Raw genomic sequence first — 26,611 nt, forward strand, 5'->3', positions numbered from 1 at the left:
TGCGAGCGAGCCGCCGGCTGTTTGTACGATGCGGTCGACGTCGGCCAGGTTGACCAGATGGCGGCTGCTGGCGCGGAAGAATTGCTGCGGATCGAGCAATTTCCTCCAGCAGCGACAGTGGGCGGGCAATCAAAGGCGAACCGCCGTCGAAATAGATTCGCGTGTGCCGGCCATCCGCTTCGAACAGGCGGATATCGGTCAGGCGCACGAACCAGCAGCGTTCACCATCGCGGATGAACAGCCTGCGCGGCTTCTTGCCCATGCCGGTACGGACAGCGGCACGTTCCAGGGCGGCAGCGAGGCGTTGCGGATGGATCGGCTTGAGCAGGTAGTCGGCCTGGCAAGGGCCATGGCCTGTGGTGAGAATGACTTCCGGCACGTCGTCCAGCGCATCGAGCAGGTCGAAGCCGCTGCCGTCCGGCATTTGCACATTGAGCAGGATCAGGTCCGGCGCCAAAGCGGCGGCTTTCGCAATGCCGTCGGCAACGCCGGCCGCTTCCCCGACGATTTCCAGGTGCAGGTGGCCGGCCAGCAGGCGGCGCAGTTCCTTGCGGGCCAGCCGTTCATCGTCGACGACCAGCACGCGCATCATCATGACAAGGGGAAGGTCAGGCTAGCGCGCACCCAGCCATCGCGTTCGACCAGGTCCAGGCTGGCGCTACCGCCCTTGGCATGCAGCAGTCTTTTGCGGGCGTTGGCCAGGCCGACCCGCGTTGAATTGCCAAGCTTGGCCAGTGCGCCGCGGTTGGCTACCTCAATCAAGGCACGGCCATTGGCATGGCTGGCGCTGATGCGGATCTCCGTTCCGACACTGCTTTGCTCGACACCGTATTTGACCGCGTTCTCGACCAGCGTCTGCACCGCCATCGGCGGGATTGCGACGCTATCCATGCCGCCGGCGATGTCAATCGCTACGCACAGGCGTTCCTCAAAGCGTATCTTTTCTATGGCGAGGTAGGACTGCACCGGCCTCCATCTCCTCTTTCAGCGGCACGGTGTCGGCGTAGCTGGAAGCCAGCGTGTAGCGCATCAGTGTCGCCAACTGGTCGATCATTTGCGCGGCCGATTGCTGGTTCTCGAAAAATCAGCGCGCGCACACTGTTCAGGCTATTGAAGAAGAAATGGGGATTGACCTGCGCTTGCAGGGCTTTCAATTCGGCTTCCTTGGCCAGCACATCCAGGCGCAACGCTTCCGCTTCGAAGCGGTTGGCGCGGCGCAAGGCCGTGGCAGCCATATACGATACTTGCCATGCAAGCATGATGCCGGACCAGAACAGGAACAGCATCGGCAACCAGCTGCCGCCGTCGGCGGCGCCGACCAGCGTGCGCGCGATGACCGTGACACTCGCCAGTTTGCAATGGGCCGAGAATGAAAATGGCCACGGCGAGCTGGCGCCAGTCCGCCCGGCGCGAGTTCCAGTCGCGCAGCTTCATGTAGCGGTGCCATAAGTCCGTCAGCAGCATTCCGCTGACTCCGTCCAGGATGCAGGTCAGGACTGCGCCTGGTTTTTCCAGGAACGGTCCGTTGACCAGCAGGACGAAGGCGGTGACAGCACCCCAGCCGAGTCCTTGCAGCATCCAGTACCAGTTGATCCTGGGCCCAGCAGCGGTTTTTGCGATGGTTCCATGTTTGTGTATGTCAGGCGGTGAGCGGAAAGCGCAAGGTTGCCCTGTATCCAGCCATCATCTTCGCTGAGGTCCAGGCTGGACTGCTCGCCTTTGGCGAGTTGCAGCCGTTTGCGCGCATTGCCCATGCCAACACGGGTCGAGCCGGTATTGGCGAGCAGCGTGCCCTGGTTCGTGACTTGGATCACCGCATGCTGGCCAGACTGGCGCGCAATGATGCGGATCTCGCTGCCATCGGTACTACTAGCGCTCGACGCCGTACTTGACCGCATTTTCAACCAGGGTCTGCAAAGTCATCGGCGGGATCGTGACGTGCGCCATGCCGGCGTCGATTTCAAAGTGTGCGCGCAGGCGTTCCTCGAAGCGCAGCTTCTCGATGTCCAGGTAGGCGCGCACGGCATCCCAGTTCCTGCTGCAGCGGCACGCAATCGCTAAAGGTCGACATGAGCGTGTAGCGCATCAGGGTCGCAAGCTGGTCGACCATGTGGGCGGCATTGTCGATGTTTTCGTACATCAGGGCACGGACGCTGTTCAGGCTATTGAAGAAAAAGTGTGGGTTGACCTGGGATTGCAGGGCGCGCAGTTCTGCGTCCTTTGCCAGCACTTCCAGCCGCAGCGCTTCCGCTTCGAGCCGCGAGGCGCGACGCAGGGCGACAGCCGCCATGTAGCAGATGGTCCAGCCCAGCATGACCGCACACCAGAAGGCCAGGTCCATTGGAATGCGTTCCGAACGGCCTGCTGCGGCCATCTCCGGTGAGTAGATGTAGGTGGCCAGCTCAGAGATAGCTGTCTGCAACGGCGCCAAGACCAGCGCAGCCACCACTGGCAGGCGCCAGTCGTTGCCATGGCGGTTCCAGCGCCACGACTTGAAGAGACGGTGCCACGCGTTGGTCAACATCCAGCCGCAGCCAAACACCAGGATGAATGCGGTCAGCAATTTGGCGTCCGTATAGCGGCCATTGCCAAGGATGAGCAGCAGGAACAGTGTTCCCCAGCCTACGGTTTGCAGTGTAGCGAACCAGCCAAGGCGGGAGATCAGGGAGCGTTGACGGTCCATGTCGTCGTTTCCTTTATGCTGCGATAGGGAAGCGCAGGGTGGCTCGCACCCAGCCATCGTTTTCAGCCAGGTCCAGGGTGGCATGTTCGCCTTTGGACAGCACCAGGCGCTTGCGGGCATTGCTGACCCCAACGCCGGTCGAATGACGGTTTGGCTGGAGGCTGCCCCGGTTGGCGACCTCGATGATGGCGGCGCCTCCGGCGCGCTGCGCACGAATCTTGATTGCGCTGCCGCTGGAGGATTGTTCAACGCCATATTTCACCGCGTTCTCCACCAGCGTTTGCAGCGCCATCGGCGGTACTGTGATGGTTTCCATGTCCGCTTCCACGTCGATGCCGAACTGCAGCCGTTCTTCGAAGCGGATTTTTTCGATCGCCAGGTAGGCTCTGACTGCGCCCAGTTCTTCTTGCAGGGGAACGCAATCGTTGTAGCTGGAGACCAGGGTGTAGCGCATTAGGGTGGCCAACTGATCGATCATATTGGCTGCGGAGCCGATATCCTGGTAGAGCAGTGCGCGTACGCTGTTCAGGCTATTGAAGAAGAAGTGCGGGTTGACCTGGGCCTGAAGTGCGCGCAATTCCGCATCCTTGGCCAGGACTTCGAGGCGCAAGGTTTCTGACTCCAGCAGTAGCGCTTCCGCCTCCAGGCGTTGGTTGCGGCGAAGGGACAAGGCTGCCATGTAGCAGACATTCCAGGCCAGCATGACGCCAATCCAGAACGACAGCAGCATCATGAACCACACGGGGCTGCCGACGTACCAGTTTGCACCGGAAACGTGATAATCGATGGCGGTGTTACTGACAGTTTGCAGCAGGCCCATGGCGGCTGCAGAAAGGCCTGCGGCTTGCCAGCTAAGCTGCTTGCCGCGCTTAAGCCGGAAGTTGCAGAGGTGCCGCCACAGCGCGGTCAAGGCCAGGCCGCCCAGCCCGCACCAGGCGGCAAGCGGAAAGTAAGTGACGTGCAGCTTATTGACGACGGCTACGAACAGGGCGACACCGCTCCACCCGAGCGCCTGCAGCAGCCAATAATAATGTTCTCTTTTCATGGGTTGGGAGCATACCGTATCCAGTCCGCCGCAGTTGCAGCGACATGACGAGTGGTCGAAATGGATGACGGGCGGTTGCTCAGCGACGGTGCCGGCGCGCATGCAGGGGAAAGACGAACCAGGTGCAGATCAACAGCAGGAAGGCGGCCAGGCCCCCGGCGGCGCTGCCCACATCGCTGCCGGTCACCATGTAGAGCACCACCGCAATGTCCAGCGCCAAGCCGGCGGCGAGTGGCGCCAGGGCGTAGCAGATGGCGCGCGAGGAGATCTTGATCGCGTGCATGGAAACCTGGCCCGGTTCCGCCAGGCGGTGGTAGGCGGCAGGCAGCATGACCAGCGCAATGGCTACCACCACCAGTGCCAGGGCGGCGGCGTGACAGTCCTGGGCGTAGACCGGCAGCTTTTCGAAGCGCTCGTTGAAGACGGCAATGGCCTGGAAACCGAACAGGGTCTGGATACCAGGCAATATCATGCGCGCCTCTTCAATGATGCGCCCCATCTGTTCTTTCAGTGACTCTCTTTCGGTGTGCTGGTCCATGCCGCCGATTCTAGTGGGCAGCCGGTTTCGCAGGCGCGCGGCTGCCCCGCCACGACGCTGTGTGCCACCAGTCCCGCACCGTAGGTGGACATGTGGTCGTCGTCGAAATACAGGGCCTTGGCGTCCTTGACGGCGTAGCAGCGCGCGGCATCGCAGAACAGCGATTCGGGCCGCAGGATGCGCACGCCGGCAGGCAGTTCACCCAAGCGCTGCTCGACATAGGCGCTTCGGCGATGCCACCAGTCCATGCTGACGCCGTCCACGGTGCGCGGGTCGTCGGCCTGGCGTATCAGCTTATCCACCTGGCGCGGCAGTTCAGGCGCTTGCAGTACCACGGTCACGTGTTTGCCTGCGCTGATAAAGCGGTTCAATATCGTCTTGTAGGAAGCCCAGATGGCGGCCCGTTTGGTATCGGTGAATTCACCCGGCAGGCGCGGGTAAATGCCTTCGTGGTCGCCGAACAGGGCGCTATGAATGCGGTAGCTGACCACCACTTCCTTGATGTGCGGGTCCGCGGCGATGAAGTCGACTGCTTCGCGCGTCCAGTCGCTGCAACCGGGATTGACATCGGCACGCTGGTAGGAGGGTGTGCAACCACTGAAAGTGAATTGGCGCACGCCCTGCCGGCTGCCCTTTAACTCCACTCCCAGCGCGTACGCCAGTTCGATCGCATGGCTGTCGCCGAACACCGCCCATTCGCCATCGGGGCCATTGAAGGCGCAGGCGTCTTGCGGCTTGCGATAATCGAGGCCTTTGGTATGGCAGGCCGTACGCTTGGGGCTTGCCGTGACAGTACGCAGGACTTCCTGCTGTTGCGGCGTGGTCTTCACGCTTCGCATGCCGTCGGTCTTGTGGCCGACGACGCCGATGCCCAAGAACAGCAGCGAGCCGGCAATGGCGAAGCCGAACACCTGGGGACGCCCGAACTTGCTGCGGTTGCGGAAAGGCTTCTCGACAAATTGCCAGCTAAGGTAGGCCAGCACCATGGTCAGCACGACCAGACTCGCCATCAACGCTGGACTCGGGCCTTCCATGCTGCGGTGGCGTGCGAACGCCAGGATAGGCTGGTGCCACAGGTAGGCGCTGTAGCTGACAAGGCCCACGCCGACCATCGCCCGGCTGCCCAGTATCTTGCCGGCTATGGTCGCCGGCGCGGCGAACAGGATGATCATCGCCGCACCGACCGTAGGCAGCAGTGCATAAACGCTGGGGAACGGCGTGTATTTGCTGAAGGCGAAAATACTGATGCCGATCATGCCCAGGCCAGCCAGGCTCGCGAGTTCGCGCACGCGCGGCGAATGCTGGCCTGCGCCGGGGCGGGACATGTAGTAGGCGCACAATGAACCGATGGCCAATTCCCAGCCGCGCGTGGGCAAAAGGAAAAAGGTCGCGGTTGGGTCCTTGGCGACGCCCCATTGCGCCGCGCCGAGGCTGGCGAGCGCCGACCCCACCAGTACCGCCAGCAACAGCCGCTGGTCGCGGCGCCAGAACAGCATCAGGAACAAGGGGAACAGCAGGTAGAACTGCTCTTCGACCGCCAGGCTCCAGGTGTGGAGCAGCGGCTTGAATTCGGCGGAGGAATCGAAATAATCGCTCTGCTGCCAGAACAGGATATTGGACGCGAAGCTTATCACCGCCACCAGGCTTTGCGAGAAGCTTTTCAGGTCGTCGGGAACCAGCCAGAACCAGGCGAACGGCAGGCAGGCAAGCAGCAGCAGGAATAGCGCGGGCAGGATGCGGCGCGCCCGTCTTTCGTAGAAATTGAGGATGGAGAACTGGCCAGCTTCCAGCTCGTGGATCAGGATAGTCGTGATCAGGTAGCCGCTGATGACGAAGAAGATATCGACGCCAACGAAGCCGCCCCCAAAGAACTGGAACCCTGCGTGAAACAGGATTACCGGCAGGACGGCAACCGCCCGTAGACCATCGATTTCCCTGCGATATTCCATGTAATGCCCCTGAACTCAACGCAAGAAGATACTACGGGATTGTCATTGATGCAATATGGTGTGGCGTTGATGCCTCGGGCGCTTCAGAATTCCTGCTCTTCCCGCAGGCGGCGCCAGAGGGTGGTGCGGCTGATGCCAAGGTAGTCGGCGGCGGCGTCGCGGCGGCCGCCGAAGCGGGCCAGCACTTCGGTGGCGCTCTCCGGCGCGCCGGGACGCCAGTTGGACGCTGGCGCCCCGGCCAGTTGCGGCACCGGGTGCGCAAGCGGGTGCAGTTCGGGCGCGACGCCTGCGACCAAGCTGGGCGTCAGGGCTTGCAGCGGTTCGGCAGCCAGGAACAGGGCGACTCGTTCGGTCAGGTTGCGCAGCTCGCGCACGTTGCCGGGCCAATCGTAGCGCAGCAGCAGGGGCGCACAGGCAGCGAGTTCGGCCGGCAGGTTAGGGTGGGCACGCGCACCCAGGCTGGCCAGCGCCGTGCGCAGCGACCACTCGGCCAGCGGCAGGATGTCGGTCGGGCGTTCGCGCAGCGATGGCAGCGGCAGGCGCAGCACCGCCAGGCGGTAAAACAGGTCGGCGCGGAAGCGGCCTTCGCGCACACGCGCTTCAAGGTCGCAGTGGGTGGCGCTGATGATGCGCACATTGACCGGAATCGGGCGCGTGCCGCCGACCCGTACCACCTCGCGTTCCTCCAGCACGCGCAGCAGGCGGGTTTGCAGTGCAAGCGGCATTTCGCCGATTTCATCGAGGAATAGCGTACCGCGGTTGGCCGCTTCGAACAGGCCGGCGTGGCCGCCGCGCCGGGCGCCGGTGAAGGCACCTTCTTCATGGCCGAACAATTCCGATTCCAGCAGCGACTCGGCGATGGCGCCGCAATTGACCGCGACAAATGGCCGGTTGGCGCCCCCTAGCGTGCGCGGCGACTCGCGGTGGATGGCCTGCGCCACCAGCTCCTTGCCGCACCCGGTTTCACCCTGGATCAGCACCGTGGCGGGCGATTTCGCGTACAGCACGACGGCCTGGCGCACGCGCTCCATCGCCTCGGACTCGCCGCGCAGGTCGGCCAGCCCGTGTTTGGCGCGCAGCGTATCGGCCACCACGTGGCGCCGGTTGCGGTTGGTTTCGAGCTGCGCCAGGCGCGCCAGTTCCAGCGCGTCGTCAAAGGCCTGGCGGATTGATGCGGCGGAGTAGACGAAGACGCCGGTCAGGCCGGCTTCTTCGGCCAGGTCGGTAATCAGGCCGGCGCCGACGATGGCCTTGATGCCCGATGCCTTCAGGTCATTGATCTGCGCGCGCGCATCTTCTTCGGTGGCGTAGGTGCGCTGTTCGATCGGCACACCGAACGTGGCGGCGAATTCCGCCAGCGCCGGCATGTCGTCCTGGTAGGTGATCACGCCGATGCGGTCGGAGACCTTGCGGGCGCGGGCCAGGGCCTGCATGAAATCGAAGCCGCTGGCCTTGGCGATCACCACCGGTATCGACAGGCGGCCTTTCAGGTAAGCCGCGTTGGAGCCGGCAGCTATCACCGCATCGCAACGCTCGGTCGCCAGCCGTTCGCGGATATGGCGCGCCGCCTCGTCGAAACCGAGATTGACCGGTTCGATATCGGCCAGTGCGTCATATTCCAGCGTAATGTCGCGGAACAGTTCCGACAGGCGCGAGACGGAAACCGTCCAGATCACAGGCTTGTCGGCGGGGTCGAAGGGCAGGGGAGTGGAATGTCGCATGTTTCACCTGAAACGTTTCACGTGTTTCAATTTGAAACATTATACTCTGGCGATGGGGTTGCAAGTGCTTGATTTTGCAGGGCAGCGGCCGCTGGCACGCCACTTGCAGAATGGACGGCAAACTTCTCAATAACGTTCAAGGACATCATGAGCCAATTTTCCGCAGGTGCCGCCTTCCGCAAAGCCGTGCAAGAAGAATCCCCGCTGCAGGTGGTGGGTGCGATCAACGCCAACCATGCCCTGCTGGCCAAGCGCGCCGGCTTCAAGGCGATCTACCTGTCGGGCGGCGGTGTGGCAGCCGGCTCACTGGGCTTGCCGGACCTGGGCATCTCCAACCTGGATGACGTACTGACCGACGTGCGCCGCATCACCGACGTGTGCGACCTGCCGCTGCTGGTGGACGTGGATACCGGCTTCGGCTCCTCCGCCTTCAACGTGGCGCGCACCGTGAAGTCGATGATCAAGTTCGGCGCAGCTGCCATGCACATCGAAGACCAGGTGGGCGCCAAGCGTTGCGGCCACCGTCCGGGCAAGGAAATCGTCTCCAAGGGCGAGATGGTCGACCGTATCAAGGCAGCCGTTGACGCCCGTACCGACGAGAACTTCGTGATCATGGCCCGCACCGATGCGCTGGCAGTGGAAGGCCTGGAGGCGGCAATCGAGCGCGCGGTGGCTTGCGTGGAAGCCGGCGCCGACATGATTTTCCCGGAAGCGATGATCTCGCTGGAGATGTACAAGCAGTTCGCGGCCGCCGTGAAAGTGCCTGTTCTGGCCAACATCACCGAGTTCGGTTCGACCCCGCTGTTCACCGTGGAAGAGCTGAAGTCGGCCGACGTGGGCCTGGTGCTTTACCCGCTGTCGGCCTTCCGCGCCATGAACAAGGCTGCCGAGAATGTGTACACGGCGATCCGCCGCGATGGCACCCAGCAGAATGTGGTCGACAGCATGCAGACCCGCGCCGAACTGTACGAGCGCATCAACTATCACGACTTCGAGCAGAAGCTGGACGCACTGTTCGCAGCCGCAAAAAAATAATTCGACGATCCGAGGAGAGACCAAAATGACCGAGCAAGCCCCAGCCTTCAAGCCTAAGAAATCCGTTGCCCTGTCCGGCGTTGCAGCCGGCAATACCGCCCTGTGCTCCGTCGGCAAGACCGGCAACGACCTGCACTACCGCGGCTACGACATCCTGGACGTCGCCACCACCTGCGAATTTGAGGAAATCGCCTACCTGCTGGTGCATGGCAAGCTGCCGAACGTCGCTGAACTGAAAGGCTACAAGAAGAAGCTGAAGTCCCTGCGCGGCCTGCCGCAAGGCGTGAAATCCGCACTGGAGGCGCTGCCGGCCTCCGCCCACCCGATGGACGTGATGCGCACCGGAGTATCCGTGCTGGGCTGCTGCCTGCCAGAAAAGGATGACCACAACATTGCCGGCGCGCGCGACATCGCCGACCGCCTGATGGCTTCCTTCGGCTCCATGCTGCTGTACTGGTACCACTTCAGCACCAACGGCAAGCGCATCGACGTGGAAACCGACGACGAAACCATCGGCGGCCATTTCCTGCACCTGCTGCACGGCGAGAAACCGTCCGAAGCGTGGGTACGCGCGATGCATACCTCGCTGATCCTGTACGCTGAGCACGAGTTCAACGCTTCCACCTTCACCAGCCGCGTGATCTCCGGCACCGGTTCCGACATCCACTCCGCCATCACCGGCGCGATCGGCGCACTGCGCGGTCCCAAGCACGGCGGCGCCAACGAAGTCGCGCTGGACATCCAGCAGCGCTACGAAAACGCCGACGAAGCGGAAGCCGACATCCGCAACCGCGTCGCCAACAAGGAAGTGGTGATCGGCTTCGGCCACCCGGTGTACACCATCTCCGACCCGCGCAACGTGGTGATCAAGGAAGTGGCGCGTTCCCTGTCGCAGGAAGCCGGCTCGATGAAGATGTTCGAGATCGCCGAACGCCTGGAATCGGTGATGTGGGAAATCAAGAAGATGTTCCCGAACCTGGACTGGTTCTCCGCAGTTTCGTACCACATGATGGGCGTGCCGACCGCCATGTTCACCCCGTTGTTCGTGATCTCCCGTACTTCGGGCTGGGCGGCCCACGTGATCGAACAGCGCATCGACAACAAGATCATTCGTCCAAGCGCCAACTACGTCGGCCCTGAAGACCTGGCCTTCGTACCACTGAAGGACCGTAAGTAATCATGAACAGCCAATACCGCAAACAACTCCCAGGCACCAAGCTGGATTACTTCGACGCGCGCGAGGCCGTCGATGCGATCAAGCCGGGCGCCTACGCCACGCTGCCGTACACCTCGCGTGTGCTGGCGGAAAACCTGGTGCGCCGCTGCGATCCAGCCACGCTGACGGCGTCGCTGTCGCAGCTGATCGAGCGCAAACGCGACCTGGACTTCCCATGGTTCCCGGCGCGCGTGGTGTGCCATGACATCCTCGGCCAGACCGCACTGGTCGACCTGGCCGGCCTGCGCGACGCGATCGCGGAGCAGGGCGGCGATCCGGCCCTGGTCAATCCCGTGGTGCCGACCCAGCTGGTGGTCGACCACTCGCTGGCCGTTGAATGCGGCGGCTTCGACCCGGACGCATTCAACAAGAACCGCGCCATCGAAGACCGCCGTAACGAAGACCGCTTCGACTTCATCAACTGGACCAAGAAGTCGTTCCAGAACGTTGACGTGATCCCGCCGGGCAACGGCATCCTGCACCAGATCAACCTGGAGCGCATGTCGCCGGTGATTCAAGTGAGCGATGGCGTGGCCTACCCGGACACCCTGGTCGGCACCGACTCCCACACCCCGATGGTGGATGCGCTGGGCGTGATCGCTATCGGCGTGGGCGGCCTGGAAGCGGAAACCGTGATGCTGGGCCGCGCGTCCTGGATGCGCCTGCCGGACATCATCGGCGTCGAGCTGACCGGCAAGCCGCAGCCAGGCATCACCGCCACCGACACCGTGCTGGCGTTGACCGAATTCCTGCGCAAGGAAAAAGTGGTGTCGGCCTACCTGGAGTTCTACGGCGAGGGTTCGACCGCGCTGACCCTGGGCGACCGCGCCACCATCTCCAATATGGCGCCGGAATTCGGCGCCACTGCAGCGATGTTCTCGATCGACGCGCAGACCATCAAGTACCTGAAGCTGACCGGCCGCGACGACGACCTGGTCGAACTGGTGGAAGCCTACGCCAAGCACACCGGCTTATGGTCGGACGACCTGGCCACGGCGGAATACGAGCGCGTGCTGAAGTTCGACCTGTCGACCGTGGTGCGTAATATCGCGGGTCCATCCAACCCGCACAAGCGTGTACCGACCAGCGAACTGGCTGCGCGCGGCATCTCCGGCGTGGTCGAAAACGAACCAGGCAAGATGCCGGACGGCGCCGTGATCATCGCCGCCATCACCAGCTGCACCAACACCAATAACCCGCGCAATATGATTGCCGCAGGCCTGCTGGCGCGCAACGCGAACCGGGCCGGTCTGCTGCGCAAACCATGGGTCAAGTCGTCCCTGGCTCCAGGCTCCAAGGCGGTTACGCTGTACCTGCAAGAAGCGGGCCTGATGCCAGAGCTGGAAAAGCTGGGCTTCGGTGTCGTGGCTTACGCCTGCACCTCCTGCAACGGCATGTCCGGTGCGCTGGATCCGGTGATCCAGAAGGAAGTGGTTGAGCGCGACCTGTACGCCACTGCCGTCCTGTCGGGTAACCGCAACTTCGACGGCCGTATCCATCCATACGCAAAGCAAGCCTTCCTGGCATCTCCGCCGCTGGTGGTCGCCTACGCCATCGCCGGCACCATCCGTTTCGACATCGAGAAGGACGTGCTGGGCCACGATGCCGCCGGCAAGCCGATCACCTTGAAGGACCTGTGGCCGACCGACGAAGAGATCGACGCCATCGTCGAATCCAGCGTCAAGCCGGATCACTTCCGCAAGGTCTATATCCCGATGTTTGCGCGCAGCGAAGAAGCTGCCGAACGCGCCGAGCCGCTGTACGACTGGCGTCCGCAATCGACCTACATCCGCCGTCCGCCGTACTGGGAGGGTGCGCTGGCAGGCGAGCGTACCCTGAGCGGCATGCGCGCGCTGGCCGTGCTGGGCGATAACATCACCACCGACCACCTGTCGCCATCGAACGCGATCATGATGGATTCCGCTGCAGGCGAATACCTGCACAAAATGGGTTTACCGGAAGAGGACTTCAACTCTTACGCCACCCACCGCGGCGACCACCTGACCGCGCAACGCGCCACCTTTGCCAATCCAACGTTGAAAAACGAAATGGTGCGTAGTGCCGACGGCAGCATCAAGGCCGGCTCGTTGGCCCGCGTGGAGCCGGAAGGCAAAGTGACCCGCATGTGGGAAGCTATCGAGACCTATATGGACCGCAAGCAGCCGCTGATCGTGATCGCCGGCGCCGACTACGGCCAGGGTTCTTCGCGTGACTGGGCGGCGAAAGGCGTGCGCCTGGCTGGTGTTGAGGCCATCGTGGCCGAAGGCTTCGAGCGCATCCACCGCACCAACCTGGTGGGCATGGGCGTGCTGCCACTGGAGTTCAAGCCCGGCGTGAACCGCCTGACCCTGGGCATCGACGGCACGGAGACCTTCGACGTCATCGGCGAACGCGCACCGCGCGCCACGCTGACCCTGGTGATCAATCGCAGGAACGGCGAACGCGTGGAAGTGCCGGTCACCTGCCGTCTCGACTCGTCGGAAGACGTATCGATCTATGAAGCCGGCGGCGTGTTGCAGCGCTTTGCCCAGGACTTCCTTGAATCGGCAAAGGCGGCATGATGGCACACGCACCGCAAATCAAAGTAGCCGCCACCTATATGCGTGGCGGCACCAGCAAGGGCGTGTTCTTCCGTCTGCAGGACTTGCCGGAAGCAGCCCAGGTGCCGGGCAAGGCGCGCGACGCCTTGCTGTTGCGCGTGATCGGCAGCCCCGACCCGTATGGCAAGCAGATTGACGGCATGGGTGGCGCAACGTCGAGCACCAGCAAGACGGTGATCCTGTCCGCCTCCACCCGCTCGGACCACGATGTGGACTACCTGTTCGGCCAGGTCAGCATCGACAAGGCCTTCGTTGACTGGAGCGGCAACTGCGGCAACCTGTCGGCTGCCGTGGGCGCGTTCGCCATTAGCGGCGGCCTGGTCGCCCCGGCCCGCGTGCCGCGCGATGGCATGGCTGTGGTGCGCATCTGGCAGGTCAATATCGGCAAGACCATCATCGCCCACATCCCGATGACCAACGGAGAAGTGCAGGAAACCGGCGACTTCGAGCTCGATGGCGTGACCTTCCCGGCCGCAGAAGTGCAGCTTGAATTCATGGACCCAGCGGCGGAAGAAGAGGGCGCGGGCGGTTCGATGTTCCCAACCGGGAACCTGGTGGACGACCTGGAAGTGCCAGGCGTCGGCACGCTGAAGGCCACCATGATCAATGCCGGCATTCCGACCATCTTCATCAACGCGGATGCCGTCGGCTACACCGGCACCGAGCTGCAGGAAGCGATCAACGGCGACGCAGCCGCGCTGGCGAAGTTCGAGACCATTCGCGCCTTCGGCGCATTGCGTATGGGGCTGATCAAGGATGTGTCCGAAGCGGCCACCCGCCAACACACGCCGAAGGTCGCCTTCGTCGCGCCGCCGGCGGGTTACGTTGCATCCAGCGGCAAACAGGTGCAAGCAGGCGATATCGATCTGCTGGTGCGTGCGCTCTCGATGGGCAAGCTGCATCACGCCATGATGGGCACTGCCGCCGTGGCAATCGGCACGGCAGCCGCGATTCCAGGCACGCTGGTCAACCTGGCGGCCGGCGGTGGCGAGCGTGAAGCTGTGCGCTTCGGCCATCCATCCGGCACGCTGCGCGTCGGCGCCCAAGCCACGCAGGAAAACGGCGAGTGGACCGTGAAGAAAGCCATCATGAGCCGCAGCGCACGGGTCTTGATGGAAGGTTGGGTAAGGGTGCCAGCCGAGTGAGTTCACAGCGCCCGGCCGCAGGTCGGGCGCTAATCACGCGTGTTTGCGCTGCAACGCTCCTCGTCGCGAGAGTCCGAATCTCCTCAATATCGGACGACGAAAAGTCAGCAAATGACTCGACATTGCTCGATTCTGACGGGGCGATAGCCCTGCCAAGCGCCGTGCTTATTTTCTCATTGAGATATGGGTTAAGCGATTTTGGATTCATTTGAATCTCTGGTAAGTCGATATGCAGGCACAAACTCATGATCTTGGCACATCAAGAAGGCGGCAGTTTTTCTTCCAGTGCATTCTGATGGAGTCGAGCGCAGCGATCGTCACCTCATCGTCTCCCACTTGCATAAGCTGCAGCAGTAAGTCAAACGTCGCTTCGTATCCGTGACTTCGCTCAGCGTTTCCGCGCACGCAACCTGCCAGCCCTTCCACCGCTTTGCAGGGCATCACATCTACTCAGCATAAGTGCAAGATTAACCTCTGGACATCTTCCGCACGCGTGCTGTGGCGATCCTTCAACTGATCCAGCAATTGCTGCAGTCTTCCCAGCAGGGCAACTGGCAGCTTAATCTCCATGTCGTCAAGCTGGCTGGCAGCGATTGCCGCGACATCGAGGTAGGGCGAGGATGCGAGAAGCGTCGTCAAAACGCCGATAGCGTCGTTACTTCCTGAGTCGCCAACTGCTTCGGCACAGCGCTCTTGGACGCATGCGGAAAATGATAAGGCCTTGGACTGCAGGTCGTGCCAATTCTTGGAGGAAAATGCATTCAAGGATTCGCTCGCCATCTCCAGATTGTATTCAAACCATGGAGAGGTCTCATTTCCAAGCAGTCTTTCGAATTCGCACAGGGCGCTCGCACTCATATTCAATCTTTCGTCGTTTTGAGTCATAGTCCATTGCCGCCGGTAGGGAACGAGGATGTGATGACACCGTTTTCAGTGATTACCTGCCATTCAACGCCATTGATCATGTCGGTATGTAATACCCTGGTCACACCGTTGGACTCGCCGAGCACCCTGCCAGGCGCCTTGGCAGTGATCTGACCTGCCCGCAAAATGTCCGCGTTACTCCAGTTTTTCGGCGCAATGGTGTGGGTGTTCGGAGATTTACCTTTGGACCATCCCCATGATCCGTCTTTTCGCACGATCATCATTTTAAAGTCTTTGACCGAAATGGTACCGTCCGCGTTGACGACGGTTTGGTCATGACTCAATGTGTGGTTCGGCGAATTCAGGACATCCGGGGAATGGCCTCCGATAATATTGTTGGTTCCGGGCTTCGACGCCCCAAACAGAATCTTCGAGTCGATTTTTGACAGCGGCCCGATGAAGTCTGGATCGCCAGGCACTGGCGGCGGTTTCGGTGCTTCAACCCCTTCTGCCGCCATGACGCTCGTCGGTTGATTGCCAGCCGCTTTCCAATTGGCGGCATATTTGCCGCCGAGAATTCCCCCCAAGAAGCTACCTGCAAGCATTGACCATTTCTGACCATCTGAGCCTTCGCCGAATAGCGTCCCGCCGAGCATACTTCCGCCAAAGCCGCCGACGAGACCGCCAGCCAGGCCGGCTGCAGCAATGACCGGGCCGGCAAGCACCACCGCCGCACCCGCGCCAACTACAAACAAGGCCACGTGCACCCAGGTCGGCACCAGGTCTTCCGCATGGATTTCGTCGGTCTGCACGGTCTCGCCGCCGATGTTTACGTTGGGGGAACCTTTGGTGATGGTGGCGCTGCAAGTAGTCTTGTCGTCAACCCTTGCAGCCGGCATGCTGTTGATGAACACCTTCCCGCTGCCGGTCGCCACCTTTTCAGTATCCGTATGCTTGTCGCATTTGGCCATGTCGAGGTGGGCGCGGATGGCACGCAGGCTGTTGGTGAAGACATTCGGCGAGCCGGTGGCGGTGATATTGCCCACTTCCTCCTTGGGGGCCCAGCTCATGGTGCTCAGTACTTCACCGATGCCGCCGCCCGCTGCTGCTGCACCGCCAATGATAGCGGCTGCGGCCAGGCCGCCGGTGCCGACGACAGCGACCGCCGTCACGGCAATGGCCGCGGCTGCGATGACGCCGGCCAGCAGCCAGCTCATGGTCGGGCTATGACCGATAGGGTCGTTCAGCCTTGCTGCCGCTTGCGCCATGACTAGCCTGCCTGCTGTTCGAGGAAACTGCGCACGGCATCCAGGTGGGGCAGGGCAGGAATATCCATCGGCGGATCGTAGATGGCCGCCAGGTGCAGGTTGTCGAGCAGGTTTGTGGCCTCGGGGTCGGAATGGGCTGCGAGCTGGTACATGCCGGTGTTGCGCAGGCCAGGATCATAGGAATTGGGCACCGTGAAGTGAGGTTGCAGGCGGTTCCCCGCGGCGTCGAAGAAGGCCCAGGTTTCCAGCTCCACTTCGCGTGGGTCGGTCTTGCGGCAGGCTTCGTCCTGGTTTGCATAGACGTGCAGGCTGCGCCGGCGTGCGGAAAGTGCGAAGGTGTACGGCTGCGTAGCGGCCACCACCTTGCGTTTTGGTGCGGCCGCAGCGACGCTCAGTGGCTTGCGCAGCGTCATGCTGGAGAGAAGGCCGTCAAATGCGGCATTCCATTCCTCGCTGAAGGCGTCCAGGCAGGTGGCTGCAATCAACATGGCCTGGCGGGTGCCGGGTACTGGCCCCTCGATAAAAACAATGGCCTGGCGCTGGTGCATGAAGTTGCCTTCCTTGCGCCAGCTATAGGCCAGTTCGATCGCTGGCGAGCCGCCGACCAGGCAGTCTTTCAGGCCACGCAGTTGGAAGCCGAGGCAAGGCGCGCCCCAGTTCCTTGTGCAAGCGGTCGCCGAAGTCGGCCAGGCTTTCCTCCGCCGGTACATCGGCATGGGTGATGACCACGCTGAATTCGCTGGGACCATCGTCCCGCATCACGAACATGTGCATGCTTTTGTCTTTGAGTTGGGCCGGCAGCTCGAAGGTGGCGCTGTTGGTGTGGTATTGCATCGTTGTATGCTCCTACTTATTCAGGTCGATCCGGTCGCTGCCGATTATGTCGATGTGTTTGCCCGAGATGGTGATGGTGCCGTCAGCACGCAGTTCGATCTTGCTGGCGCCTACCTGCAGCGTGATGTCTGTAGTGGCAGTCAGGTGGATGTGCTGCGTGTCGGATTTGATGTCGACGAACTTGCTGGCGCCGATTTCAACGTGCTCGGTTTCGGCTTTGAGCTGAATGTGCTTTTTCGCCGTCGCGGCGAGATGCTCGGTTTCGGCCTTCAGATCAATGTGCTTTTTTGCGGTAGCGGAGATGTGCTCAGTCTCCGCCAACACCTCGACGTGTTTTTTCGCGGTCAGCGCGACATGTTCGGTTTCCGCTGTCAGCGCGATATGCTGCTTGGCCAGCAGGTCGATATAGGACGGTCTCCGACACTATTTCGATCTGCTGTTTGACCGTGTTGCGCTGGTACCCCTGGCTCACCGTATTGGTCTGGTGCGGGCCATTCACCGTTGTTGCGTGCGCGTTCTGCACGGTGGTAACCATGTCCTTTTGCGCATGGATGTTGATCAGCTCCGAGCCCTTGGAGTCGTGGATCACCATCTCGCTGAAGCCACCGCCGCCTGGCGTGGAACGGCTCTTGAAGCCCATCATGTGGGCGCCAGCGGGCAGAGCGTAAGGCGCCGGCTGGTCGGCGTTGAACAGGCGGCCGGTACACACCGGACGATCAGGATCGCCTTCCAGGTAGTCGATCAGAACTTCCTGCCCGATGCGGGGGATGGACACCGTGCCCCAGCCCTTGCCGGCCCACGGTTGCGAGACGCGGATCCAGCAGGAGCTGGCTGCGTCGCGGCGGCCATAGCGGTCCCAGTGGAATTGCACCTTGATACGGCCATATTGGTCGGTGTGGATTTCCTGACCCTTTGGTCCGACCACGGTGGCAGTCTGCGGGCCGGGCATGCGCGGTGAACGGTGTTCTCGCACGGGGCGATAGGGGATCTTGCGGCGGATCGCCGTGAAGCTGTTGCGATAGACGTCGTCCTGGTCGCTGGCGAAAAAGTTGTTGCGGCAATCGAGCTGCACACCAATGACCAGGAAGTCGTTGTCCTTTTCATCGGTCACGTCGAACCAGTGATGGCCGTTCAGCTTGAAGCTGTGGCCCGGAGCCATGCCGCGGCAGTCGGATTCGCCTGAAAATAGTTTCGCTTGCCATTCCATTGCCTCCATGCGCAACTGGGCCTCGCGCTCGCCGCCGTCGCGGTCTTTGTAGGAAAACGCAGGATTACCGTCGTAGACTTCGAGCGGTCGGCACATCGCCCTGGCGCGATGCGGTCGGCAGCTCCACGTATTGCACCGTGTTTGGCGATTTGAAGTCGAAGGTGTTGAGGGCGACCTTGGTCGGCTGCAGCACGCGCCGCGCGGTGAAGGCGGAAACTGCATCGCGGTCGTGCCAGCGGTTGCCGCCATTGAATTCGATCTCGGCGTGTGCCGACTGCGGCGGGCAGAATGTGCTGTCGCGCGAGTCGTCGCTGATCACCATGACGTGGCCTTCTTCGCTGTGCTCGAAGTAGTAAAACAGGCCGTACTTCTCCATCAGGCGGCTGACGAAGTGTTCGTCAGTCTCGTCGTACTGAACGATGTAGTTTTCAGGCAGGTAGGTCCTGGAGGTCCTGAATTCGTACGCCGCGAGACTGCCGTAATCGGAAGTAAAGATCTGCGTCAGCACATCGACCACGCTCAAGTCCTGGAAGATCCTGGAGTTGGTGCGGCGTTGCAGGAAGGCCAGCCATGGAACGATTTCGGCGTGGTAGAACGCGAACCCTCCGTCCGAGCGGGCGAAGCCGAACACATTGACGTAGCCGTTGATGAAATGTTCGCTGCCATCGGCCAGGCGCACGCCTACGCTGACGTTCTTGCCCAGCAGGTCTTGCAGGTCGATGCTGGAGCTCTTGGAGAGCAAACTCAGTGTGAAGCGGTAAGGCGACGACAACCGGGCCTCGCCCTTGATCGTCTCGACCAAAAGTGCATTGCTGCCTTCCAGCGGCGAATAGAAGCGCAACAGGCGGCTACCCTCGTGGAAGGCTGCAAACGGGCCGCTGCCGACGGATTGCTGCAGCGCCGCCAAGTGCGGTTTCATGACGGCCGGCGCGTATTCCGATGCGGGCGACATGAAGTCCGTGATAGCCAGGCCAGCCAGCGGGTGTTCTTCGATCTGCAACGCCTTGGCGGCGGTTTGCACGGCGGCGGGCGGAACCTCCTGGACAGCCATGGTCTCGCCGGCCAGGCCAGCTGACGCCAGCGTGGTGGTGTTTTGTGCAAGCGCGGCGGACGGTGCTTCGCTGCCCACCGCTGCGCCAACGCCGGCGGCGCCGATCGCGGTTTGTGCCAGTTGCGTAAGCGCGGCCGGCATTTCCTGGCCCATGCTTTCCACTGCCAGCGAGGACGCACTCCGGGTAAGCGCTGCGGCAGGTGCTTCGCCCTCCGATAACGCGCCAAGTCCGGTGCTGAACGTAGTGTGTGCCAGTTGCGCCGCTACCGGCGGCAGCTTGTCCTGGGCTGCCAGTTCAACTGCGGCAGGTACTGCGGTTTCGGCTAGTTTGCCGACCAGCGCGGACCTGCCAGGGGTCTCGCTTAACGGCGGCGACGAGAGCGCGGTCTTGCCATCCAATGGACCAAACGACATGCGGGGCAACTCCTATCAATTTTCCGGTTGTGAAAAAGTGCGATGCATGCACTTGTCAAATTTACAAAGTTGCAAAGAGTATCAAATTACGCCGAGTACAAACGCACGGTTGAAATGGGAGATTGATGCTGCGTGGCGGCAAAATCACATGTTCTTGTTGTAACAATGTCAGCAAACCCGGCCATTCCTTTGACTCGCCAGTTTTGTACGCTATGATCGGCTGGATACCCCCGGAGTCCAGGCGTACATGAATTCTGTTTCGAGCAATGTTGAAGTTGTGGCCAATGCCTTGCAGTTGGTCGGAATGCCAGCCTGCGCATGCGATGCCGACGGCTTGGTGTTCGCTTCCAACTCTGAATTCGACGCCTTGCTGCAGTCCGACCCGCGCGGGCGCAACGTGGTGGAAATGTGTGCCCGCCATGTTCGCGCCGAGGCGAATGCGCAGTTGAATGCCGCGCTGGTGGTCTCGGCAGCCTTGCCGAATATGGCGCCGCGCACCGCGCCCAGATGGGATAGTGTGCTGGTCAACGCCAGCGGCCATTACATCGCTGTGCAACTGACCGTCAAGGCGCTGCCGGGGGGGCTCGATGGCGGCGCCACTATCATCTTCAATGACATCAGCAGCGCTCAGCGCGACCAGCGTGCCCTGCGCAAGGCCATGCTGGAACAACAGGCCATTCTTGAAAATGCGGCCGTCGGCATCATCCTCGCCAAGAACGGCTACGTCGTCGAATGCAATATGCGCGCGGCTGAAATGTTCGGCTATTCACGCCAGGAGCTGGAAGGCGCGCCGAGCGACATCCTGTACCCGACGCCGGAGGAGGCGCTGCGCATCCGTGCCGAATACTTCCCGATGCTGGCGAAAGGCACGCCGCTGACGCTGGAACTGCAATTGCGCCGCCGCGACGGGAGCCTGTTCTGGTGCCGCTCCAATGGCCGCGCGCTTGACCCGGGCGACGCGCGGGAAGGCACCGTCTTCATCCTGGAAGACATCAACGAACAGCGCATGGCGAACGAGGCGATGGGGCGCCTGCTGCTGGAGCAGAAGGCGATCCTGGATAACGCGTCGGTCGGCATCCTGTTTACCAAGAACCAGGAAATTTTGACGGTCAATCCGCGCATGGCTGAAATGTTCGGCTATACGCTGGAAGAGCTGCGTGGCCGTCACGCGTCGCAGCTGTTTGAAAACGTGGACCAGCATTCGGCTTTCGGCTTGCAGGCGGCGCCCCTGCTGGCCGCCGGCCAGTTATTCGAATTGCGTGAGTGCGAGCTGGTGCGCAAGGACGGCACGATCATCTGGTGCCGCGTGCGCGCGCAGGCGGTGGACCAGGAGCATAACGCGGGCGGCACCATCTGGATCCTGGAAGACGTGACCTTGTCGCGCCAGACCCAGATGGAAGTCGAGGCCATCATGACCAATGCCTCGATCAGTATCCTGTTCACCAAGAATCGCCTGATCACGCGCTATAACCGCGGCTTTGCCGACATGTTCGGCTACCAGGGCGACGAGGCGCTCGGCATGCCGGGCCGCGCCATCTATCCGGACGATGAAACTTATCACCGTGTCGGCTCGATTGCCGGTCCGCTGCTTGGCCAGGGCAAGCACTTTCACTCTGAAACGCCGATGCGCCGCAAGGACGGCAGCGACTTCTGGGCCCAGTTGATCGGTTATGTGGTCAACCCAGAAGACCCGACCCAGGGCACGATCTGGATCATCGAAGACCGCACGGCGCAAAAGCATGATGAAGAATCGCTGCGCAACGCGCTACTGGAAAACCAGGCGATCCTGGACAGCGCCGTGATGGGCATTTCGGTTTGCGAGAAAGGCCGCAACCTGCGCTGCAACGCCAAGATGGAAGAGCTGTTCGGCTACGGTCCGGGCGAGATGGCCGGCGTCAGCGTGCAAACCTTCTACCCAGACCTAGCGGGATGGGACTTGGCGCGCAAGGCGACCGAAAAGGACTTCCTGGCCGGTCACGCCAGCTCTTACGAGTACCAACTTGTGCGCAAGGACGGCAGCAGCTTCTGGGCCCGCCTGTCGGGACGTCCATTCGACATGGCCGATCCGAAAGGCCGCTCGGTCTGGCTGATCGACGACGTTACCTCGCGCCGCGAAGCCACTGAAGCGGTGCGCCGCGCGCGCGACGAGCTGGAAGTACGGGTGCTGGAACGCACGGCGGAACTGGCCGGCGCCAATGCGCAGCTGCAGGCTGAAATCGTCGAGCGCCGCCAGGCCGAAGCGCGCGTACACCACATGGCCTACCACGACAGCCTGACCGGCCTGCCCAACCGCGCACTGTTGGCCGATCGCCTGGATCGCGCCATGCTGGCGGCCCAGCGGTCGGAGCGCCGGCTGGCCGTGATGTTCATCGACCTTGACCGCTTCAAGACCATCAACGATTCGCTGGGCCACATGACCGGCGACGCTTTATTGAAGGAAGTGGCGGAGCGCCTGGTGGGCGCGGTGCGCGCCAGCGATACCGTGGCGCGCCTGGGCGGCGACGAATTCGTGGTGCTGCTGCCCGGCATCCACTCCACGGACGAATCGAGCCACGTCGCGCAAAAGATCATCGACTTGCTGTCCGAGCCGATTCCGTTGGAAGGCCGCCTGCTGCATATCACGCCATCGATTGGCATTTGCACTTATCCCGACGACGGCAGCGACGTCGCCACATTGATGCGCAATGCCGATGCGGCCATGTACCACGCCAAAGCTTCCGGCCGAAACAACTACCAGTACTTCAACGAAGAGATGAACATGGCGGCTGCCATGCATTTCGAGATGGAGAGCGCCCTGCGTTCGGCACTGCAGCTTGGCCAGTTCGAATTGCACTATCAGCCGATCATGGATATCGCCACGCGCCGCCTGGCCACGCTGGAAGTTCTGCTGCGCTGGCGCCGCCCGGCTACCGGCCTGGTGATGCCGGACCAGTTCATTCCGCTGGTTGAAGAGAATGGCCTGATCGTGCCGATCGGCGAATGGGTGCTGCGCCGCGCCTGCGAACAAAGCATGGAGTGGCAGCGCCAGGGCATGGCTCCGGTGCCGATGGCGATCAACCTGTCGGCGCGCCAGTTCATGCATCGCGGCCTGGTCGATTCGATCCGCCGCACGCTGGACGAGACGGGCGTTGATCCGGCGCTGATTGAATTCGAGATCACGGAAACGGCGCTGATGCAGCATGGCGAACAGACGCTTGAGATCCTTGGGCAGATCAATGCGATGGGCATCCGCCTGTCGATCGACGACTTCGGTACCGGATATTCCTCGCTGGCTTATCTGAAACGCTTCCCGGTTCGCAAGATCAAGATCGATCGGGCCTTCATCAAGGACCTGGAGGAAAGCGCGGAAGACCGCGCCATTGTGGCGGCGATCATCGCGCTTTCTGACAGCCTTCAGCTATCGGTGGTGGCGGAAGGCGTGGAGACGGAAGCGCAGTTCCAGCTGCTGCGCGAACAGGGATGTACGTTCGCGCAGGGCTACCTGTTCTCGAAACCCGTGCTGGGGGTGCGCGCCCAGCTCATGATGGAACGACAGGCGGCTTAAGCGCCCAGGGTCGCAATGACCGGCGCGTGATCGGAAGGCTGCTGCCATTTGCGCGGCGCGCGGTCGATGACGCAGGAAAGGCAGCGCTCTTTCAATGGTGCGGACAGCAGCACGTGGTCGATGCGCAGGCCCTTGTTCTTCTGGAAGCCCAGCATGCGGTAGTCCCACCACGAGAAAGCCTTCTCCGCCTGTTCGAACAGGCGGAACGAGTCGTGCAGGCCGAGGTCGTATAGGGCTTGCAGGGCGGCGCGCTCCTTGTCCGAGCAGAAGATGTCGCCTTCCATCGCCGGATCGTGGGTGTCGCGTACATCCGGCACGATGTTGTAGTCGCCCAGCACGGCCAGGTGCGGATTGCCTGCCAGTTCTTCGCCCAGCCAGTCGCGGAAGCTGGCCATCCATCCCAGCTTATAGGTGTATTTGTCCGAATCGAGCGCCTGGCCGTTCGGCACGTAGGCATTCACCACGCGGATGCCGTTGATGGTGGCGGCCAGGATGCGCTGCTGCTCGTCGGGGTATTTCGGATTGTTCTTGACCACGTCCTGCATCGGATGGCGCGACAGGATGGCAACGCCGTTGTAGGTCTTCTGGCCGTTGAACACAACCTGGTAACCCATCTCCTCGATTTCCTTGACCGGGAACTTGTCGTCCGTGAGCTTGGTTTCCTGGATGCAGAGCACATCGACCGGGTTTTCACCCAGCCATTTCGTAACGTGCGGCAAGCGAACGTTCAATGAGTTAACATTCCAAGTGGCTAATTTCATGTCGGGCTTTCAAGATGCGTGGGGGCAGATCTTATCAATACTCACTATGCTATGGGAAGCTGTCGTATTTGAGCCAAACAATGATTCTACGGTGACATCAAAATTGTGCTTTCCTGTCGCAAAAAAGGTGTCCGCGTAAAAATAATTTCCAATAGTGCTTCAAAGTTATCAGATTGGTACTAAAATTACGCTATCAACAACCGTAAATGTCAATATACTTACAAGGTTGGTATCGAAGTTGTTTCCACGAAGCTGGGTGATTTTGCTTATTCACAACGGATTTTAATGTTGTCCTACGTTAATAAGTGGTAATATAGGGAAACTAATTCCGATTTAACGGGCACTGCAAACTAAAGGAATACACATGCGATCTGCATTCGAAGCATGGGCGCAGAAGGACGGTCAAATCGTCCGTCGGCGCGAAGATAAGCCAGAAGAGTATCTGGTTTATGAGACACAACGTCGTTGGCTGATCTGGCAAGCGGCACTGGAACACGGCAAATCGCCTAGCGGCCGCAAGTCTGCCCGCGAGGCAACTGCACGCGCAGCGTCCCAGCGTCCACAAGCCATTGGCGTAGCTGACGCCGAAGTGCGTAACGAAGTCCTGAACGAAGTCCTCGACGCGTTCCAGGGTATCGGCGCGAACAGCATGGACGACATCATGCACGTCATCCAGGGGCTGCGCCAGAAACGAGGCCAGTCGGCCGACTGAGCCCGACTGCATGCCATCCAGGCTAAGCCGACTTGCGATCGCTGCGCTGTGCGCAGCGGCGTTGGTCGGCTGCGCCACTTTGTTCGATTCGACCGAGCAGTCGGTGTTGGTGCAGACCGTGCTGGATCACCAGCAAGTGTCTGCCATCGGCTGTGTGCTCTCCAATGACAGGGGGCGCTGGTTCGTTACATCCCCCGGGCGCGTGACGGTGCACAAGAGCACCCAGCCGCTGGTGGTGGATTGCCGCCGCGAAGATGTCTGGGCTTATGACCAGATCGAGGCGCGCCAGAATGCCTCCAAGTGGGGCAACATCATCTTTACCCTCGGGGCCGGCCAGATTGTCGACAAACAGACTGGCGCCGGCTTTGACTTGCCCTCCACACTGACGGTAGTCCTGCAGCGCGGGGAGGGTGCCGCTGCGCGCGGCGCGCCGCCGCAGCAGCCGATTCCGGCATCGTCGATCTACTAAAGAAAAAGCCGGGTTGCCCCGGCTTTTTTGTTGCTCAACCCATCGATCAGCCGGCGCGGCCAATCAGGAAGTTGGCCAGCATCGGCACTGGGCGGCCGGTGGCGCCTTTGGCGGCGCTCGACTTCCAGGCGGTACCGGCGATATCGACGTGGGCCCATGGGTACTTGCGGGTGAAGTTTTCCAGGAAGGCCGCAGCGGTGCAGGATGCGCCGCCTGGCGAGCCGATATTGGCCAGGTCCGCGAAGTTGGACTTCAGCTGCTCGTTGTACTGCTCGCCGATCGGCAGGCGCCATGCGGTGTCGCCGGTGGCTTTGCCCGATGCCATCAGGGCGTCGACCAATGCATTGCCGGCGTCGTCGTCACGTGCGAACACGCCGCTGTTATGGTGGCCCAGGGCGACGATGCAGGCGCCGGTCAGGGTCGCCACGTCGATCACGGCAGCCGGGTTGAAGCGCTCGGCGTAGGTCAGGGCATCGCACAGGATCAGGCGGCCTTCGGCGTCGGTGTTCAGGATTTCGATGGTCAGGCCGTTCATCGAGGTAACGATGTCGCCCGGTTTGGTGGCGCGGCCGGATGGCATGTTCTCGCATGCAGCCACGATGCCGACCACGTTGGACTTCAGGCCCATTTCGCCGATTGCGCGGAAGGTGCCCAGCACGGAGCCGGCGCCGCACATATCGTATTTCATTTCGTCCATGCCTGGGCCGGCCTTGATCGAAATGCCGCCGGTGTCGAAGGTGATGCCTTTGCCCACCAGGACGGTCGGCGCATCCTTGGCCTTGCCGCCTTTGTGTTTCAGGACGATGAATTTGGGCGCCTGCTCGGAACCGTTGGTCACGGACAGGAAGGAACCCATCTTCAGGGCTTCCATCTGCTTGCGGTCCAGGATCTCGACTTCGAAACCGAAGTCCTTGCCCAGTTTCTTGGCGACGTTGGCCAGGTAGGTCGGGGTGCAGACGTTGGCGGACAAGTTGCCCAGGTCCTTGGTCAGTTCCATGCCGTTGGCGATGGCCACTGCCTGCGACAGCGCCAGCTTGTTGCCGGCATTGTTTGCAACGGCCAGTGCCAGCTTTTTAGGGCCGGCCCATGCCGGGTCTTTCTTGGACTTCTGCGCGTCGGTGCGGTACACGGCGTCGCGGCCTGCCAGCACCACGCAGCGGATCGCCCAGTTGGCGTCGCGGCCTTTCACTTCTTCCAGAGGCAGTGCGATAATAGCGTCGGTCGAAGCGACGGTGCCCAGCGCCTTGATGGCGGCGTTGATGGCGGATCCGATGGCTTTTTCGGCGACTGCTTCGTCGGCACCCAGGCCCACCAGCAGCACGCGGTCGGCGGCAGCGCCTTTCAGGCCGCGCAGCAGCAGGGTGGTGCCGGCTTTGCCGGTAATGTCGCCGGATTTCAATGCTGCGGTGATCTCGCCTGCGCCGTCGAGGGCTTTAGCCGCTTTGGAGAGCTTCTTGTTTTCGAAGACGCCGACCACGATGCAGCCGCTTTTGGCGCTGGCGATGGTGTTCTTGGCGTCGAGTGCTTTTATGCTAAAGTCCATTTGGTTTCTCCT

The 26,611-nt window shown here is 61.7% G+C and carries 26 protein-coding genes and 1 pseudogene; 8 read left to right on the top strand and 19 right to left on the bottom strand.

What is annotated here, in order from left to right; all coding sequences use genetic code 11:
* The 3 genes and pseudogenes from ACQ4MM_RS07010 to ACQ4MM_RS07020 all read right to left on the bottom strand — a co-directional run.
* On the bottom strand, positions 1 to 595 hold a 595-nt coding region (locus ACQ4MM_RS07010), incomplete at its 3' end, for a LytR/AlgR family response regulator transcription factor (RefSeq protein ID WP_431476718.1).
* A complete protein-coding gene (locus ACQ4MM_RS07015; RefSeq protein WP_431476719.1) occupies positions 592 to 966 on the bottom strand; it encodes a sensor histidine kinase in 375 nt (124 codons plus the stop codon). The genes ACQ4MM_RS07015 and ACQ4MM_RS07010, both read right to left, overlap by 4 nt.
* Positions 929 to 1,286, bottom strand: a pseudogene (locus ACQ4MM_RS07020) (histidine kinase). Before ACQ4MM_RS07020 ends, ACQ4MM_RS07015 begins: the two are co-directional and overlap by 38 nt.
* Between ACQ4MM_RS07020 and ACQ4MM_RS07025 the strand changes: the two are divergent.
* Complete coding sequence (locus tag ACQ4MM_RS07025) at positions 1,258 to 1,449, top strand: hypothetical protein (RefSeq protein ID WP_431476781.1); 192 nt, start codon at positions 1,258 to 1,260, stop codon at positions 1,447 to 1,449. The pseudogene ACQ4MM_RS07020 and the gene ACQ4MM_RS07025 overlap by 29 nt on opposite strands.
* A 41-nt stretch (positions 1,450 to 1,490) precedes the next feature.
* On the opposite strand, the gene ACQ4MM_RS07030 is transcribed toward ACQ4MM_RS07025, so the two are convergent.
* From ACQ4MM_RS07030 to prpR, 7 genes are all read right to left on the bottom strand, one after another.
* Positions 1,491 to 1,898 carry a hypothetical protein gene (locus ACQ4MM_RS07030; protein WP_431476720.1) on the bottom strand — a complete coding sequence of 136 codons (408 nt, stop codon included), beginning with the start codon at positions 1,896 to 1,898 and terminating at the stop codon, positions 1,491 to 1,493.
* Positions 1,870 to 2,022: a hypothetical protein gene (locus ACQ4MM_RS07035; RefSeq protein WP_431476721.1), complete on the bottom strand. Its 153-nt coding sequence runs from the start codon at positions 2,020 to 2,022 to the stop codon at positions 1,870 to 1,872. Before ACQ4MM_RS07035 ends, ACQ4MM_RS07030 begins: the two co-directional genes overlap by 29 nt.
* The gene (locus tag ACQ4MM_RS07040) at positions 1,961 to 2,683 is read right to left on the bottom strand and encodes a histidine kinase (protein WP_431476722.1); all 723 of its coding nucleotides are present in this window, start codon (positions 2,681 to 2,683) and stop codon (positions 1,961 to 1,963) included. The genes ACQ4MM_RS07035 and ACQ4MM_RS07040 overlap by 62 nt, the downstream gene beginning before the upstream one ends.
* 13 nt (positions 2,684 to 2,696) lie before the next feature.
* On the bottom strand, positions 2,697 to 3,728 hold the full coding sequence (locus ACQ4MM_RS07045) for a sensor histidine kinase (RefSeq protein ID WP_431476723.1): 1,032 nt from the start codon (positions 3,726 to 3,728) through the stop codon (positions 2,697 to 2,699).
* Positions 3,729 to 3,807: 79 nt separating this feature from the next.
* On the bottom strand, positions 3,808 to 4,266 hold the full coding sequence (locus ACQ4MM_RS07050) for a DUF6328 family protein (protein ID WP_431476724.1): 459 nt from the start codon (positions 4,264 to 4,266) through the stop codon (positions 3,808 to 3,810).
* Positions 4,236 to 6,215, bottom strand: coding sequence for an acyltransferase family protein (locus tag ACQ4MM_RS07055; RefSeq protein WP_431476725.1), 1,980 nt, complete (start codon positions 6,213 to 6,215; stop codon positions 4,236 to 4,238). Before ACQ4MM_RS07055 ends, ACQ4MM_RS07050 begins: the two co-directional genes overlap by 31 nt.
* A gap of 83 nt (positions 6,216 to 6,298) precedes the next feature.
* On the bottom strand, positions 6,299 to 7,936 hold the full coding sequence (gene prpR / locus ACQ4MM_RS07060) for a propionate catabolism operon regulatory protein PrpR (protein WP_431476726.1): 1,638 nt from the start codon (positions 7,934 to 7,936) through the stop codon (positions 6,299 to 6,301).
* Positions 7,937 to 8,083: 147 nt separating this feature from the next.
* Here prpR and prpB point away from each other — a divergent pair, with 147 nt between their 5' ends.
* From prpB to prpF, 4 genes are read left to right on the top strand one after another with little or no spacing between them, the layout of a single operon-like run.
* On the top strand, positions 8,084 to 8,971 hold the full coding sequence (gene prpB, locus ACQ4MM_RS07065) for a methylisocitrate lyase (protein ID WP_431476727.1): 888 nt from the start codon (positions 8,084 to 8,086) through the stop codon (positions 8,969 to 8,971).
* 25 nt (positions 8,972 to 8,996) lie between these two features.
* The gene (gene prpC, locus ACQ4MM_RS07070) at positions 8,997 to 10,148 is read left to right on the top strand and encodes a bifunctional 2-methylcitrate synthase/citrate synthase (RefSeq protein WP_431476728.1); all 1,152 of its coding nucleotides are present in this window, start codon (positions 8,997 to 8,999) and stop codon (positions 10,146 to 10,148) included.
* A gap of 2 nt (positions 10,149 to 10,150) precedes the next feature.
* The gene (gene acnD / locus ACQ4MM_RS07075) at positions 10,151 to 12,748 is read left to right on the top strand and encodes a Fe/S-dependent 2-methylisocitrate dehydratase AcnD (protein ID WP_431476729.1); all 2,598 of its coding nucleotides are present in this window, start codon (positions 10,151 to 10,153) and stop codon (positions 12,746 to 12,748) included.
* On the top strand, positions 12,748 to 13,932 hold the full coding sequence (prpF, locus tag ACQ4MM_RS07080; RefSeq protein WP_431476778.1) for a 2-methylaconitate cis-trans isomerase PrpF: 1,185 nt from the start codon (positions 12,748 to 12,750) through the stop codon (positions 13,930 to 13,932). Before acnD ends, prpF begins: the two co-directional genes overlap by 1 nt.
* Positions 13,933 to 14,382: 450 nt before the next feature.
* Here prpF and ACQ4MM_RS07085 read toward each other — a convergent pair whose 3' ends face one another.
* From ACQ4MM_RS07085 to tssI (ACQ4MM_RS07115), 7 genes are read right to left on the bottom strand one after another with little or no spacing between them, the layout of a single operon-like run.
* A complete protein-coding gene (locus ACQ4MM_RS07085; RefSeq protein WP_431476730.1) occupies positions 14,383 to 14,817 on the bottom strand; it encodes a hypothetical protein in 435 nt (144 codons plus the stop codon).
* Complete coding sequence (locus tag ACQ4MM_RS07090) at positions 14,814 to 16,064, bottom strand: PAAR domain-containing protein (protein WP_431476731.1); 1,251 nt, start codon at positions 16,062 to 16,064, stop codon at positions 14,814 to 14,816. Before ACQ4MM_RS07090 ends, ACQ4MM_RS07085 begins: the two co-directional genes overlap by 4 nt.
* 2 nt (positions 16,065 to 16,066) lie before the next feature.
* Positions 16,067 to 16,612, bottom strand: coding sequence for a hypothetical protein (locus ACQ4MM_RS07095; protein WP_431476732.1), 546 nt, complete (start codon positions 16,610 to 16,612; stop codon positions 16,067 to 16,069).
* A gap of 22 nt (positions 16,613 to 16,634) precedes the next feature.
* Positions 16,635 to 16,898 (bottom strand): DcrB-related protein, encoded by a 264-nt coding sequence (locus ACQ4MM_RS07100; protein WP_431476733.1) that lies wholly within the window; start codon positions 16,896 to 16,898, stop codon positions 16,635 to 16,637.
* Positions 16,899 to 16,910: 12 nt separating this feature from the next.
* Positions 16,911 to 17,303, bottom strand: coding sequence for a DUF2345 domain-containing protein (locus tag ACQ4MM_RS07105; protein WP_431476779.1), 393 nt, complete (start codon positions 17,301 to 17,303; stop codon positions 16,911 to 16,913).
* On the bottom strand, positions 17,206 to 18,201 hold the full coding sequence (gene tssI, locus ACQ4MM_RS07110) for a type VI secretion system tip protein TssI/VgrG (protein WP_431476734.1): 996 nt from the start codon (positions 18,199 to 18,201) through the stop codon (positions 17,206 to 17,208). Before tssI (ACQ4MM_RS07110) ends, ACQ4MM_RS07105 begins: the two co-directional genes overlap by 98 nt.
* Positions 18,170 to 19,570, bottom strand: coding sequence for a type VI secretion system tip protein TssI/VgrG (gene tssI, locus ACQ4MM_RS07115; RefSeq protein WP_431476735.1), 1,401 nt, complete (start codon positions 19,568 to 19,570; stop codon positions 18,170 to 18,172). Before tssI (ACQ4MM_RS07115) ends, tssI (ACQ4MM_RS07110) begins: the two co-directional genes overlap by 32 nt.
* A 247-nt stretch (positions 19,571 to 19,817) precedes the next feature.
* On the opposite strand from tssI (ACQ4MM_RS07115), the gene ACQ4MM_RS07120 reads away from it, so the two are divergent.
* Entirely contained in the window at positions 19,818 to 23,114 is a 3,297-nt protein-coding gene (locus tag ACQ4MM_RS07120) for a sensor domain-containing protein (protein ID WP_431476736.1), read from the top strand.
* On the opposite strand, the gene xth is transcribed toward ACQ4MM_RS07120, so the two are convergent.
* Positions 23,111 to 23,875, bottom strand: a complete 765-nt coding sequence (gene xth, locus ACQ4MM_RS07125; RefSeq protein ID WP_431476737.1) for an exodeoxyribonuclease III — start codon at positions 23,873 to 23,875, stop codon at positions 23,111 to 23,113. The two genes, ACQ4MM_RS07120 and xth, sit on opposite strands and share 4 nt — an antisense overlap.
* A gap of 364 nt (positions 23,876 to 24,239) precedes the next feature.
* Between xth and ACQ4MM_RS07130 the strand changes: the two genes are divergently transcribed.
* On the top strand, positions 24,240 to 24,587 hold the full coding sequence (locus ACQ4MM_RS07130; protein WP_431476738.1) for a hypothetical protein: 348 nt from the start codon (positions 24,240 to 24,242) through the stop codon (positions 24,585 to 24,587).
* Between the two features lie 10 nt (positions 24,588 to 24,597).
* Positions 24,598 to 25,056: a hypothetical protein gene (locus ACQ4MM_RS07135; protein WP_431476739.1), complete on the top strand. Its 459-nt coding sequence runs from the start codon at positions 24,598 to 24,600 to the stop codon at positions 25,054 to 25,056.
* 46 nt (positions 25,057 to 25,102) lie between these two features.
* Here the strand turns inward: ACQ4MM_RS07135 and ACQ4MM_RS07140 are convergent, their stop codons facing one another.
* On the bottom strand, positions 25,103 to 26,599 hold the full coding sequence (locus tag ACQ4MM_RS07140; RefSeq protein WP_431476740.1) for a leucyl aminopeptidase: 1,497 nt from the start codon (positions 26,597 to 26,599) through the stop codon (positions 25,103 to 25,105).
* Between the last annotated feature and the right edge of the window lie 12 nt (positions 26,600 to 26,611).

Source organism: Massilia eburnea (genome assembly GCF_050709955.1).
GTDB classification, from domain to species: Bacteria; Pseudomonadota; Gammaproteobacteria; order Burkholderiales; family Burkholderiaceae_D; genus Rugamonas; species Rugamonas eburnea_A.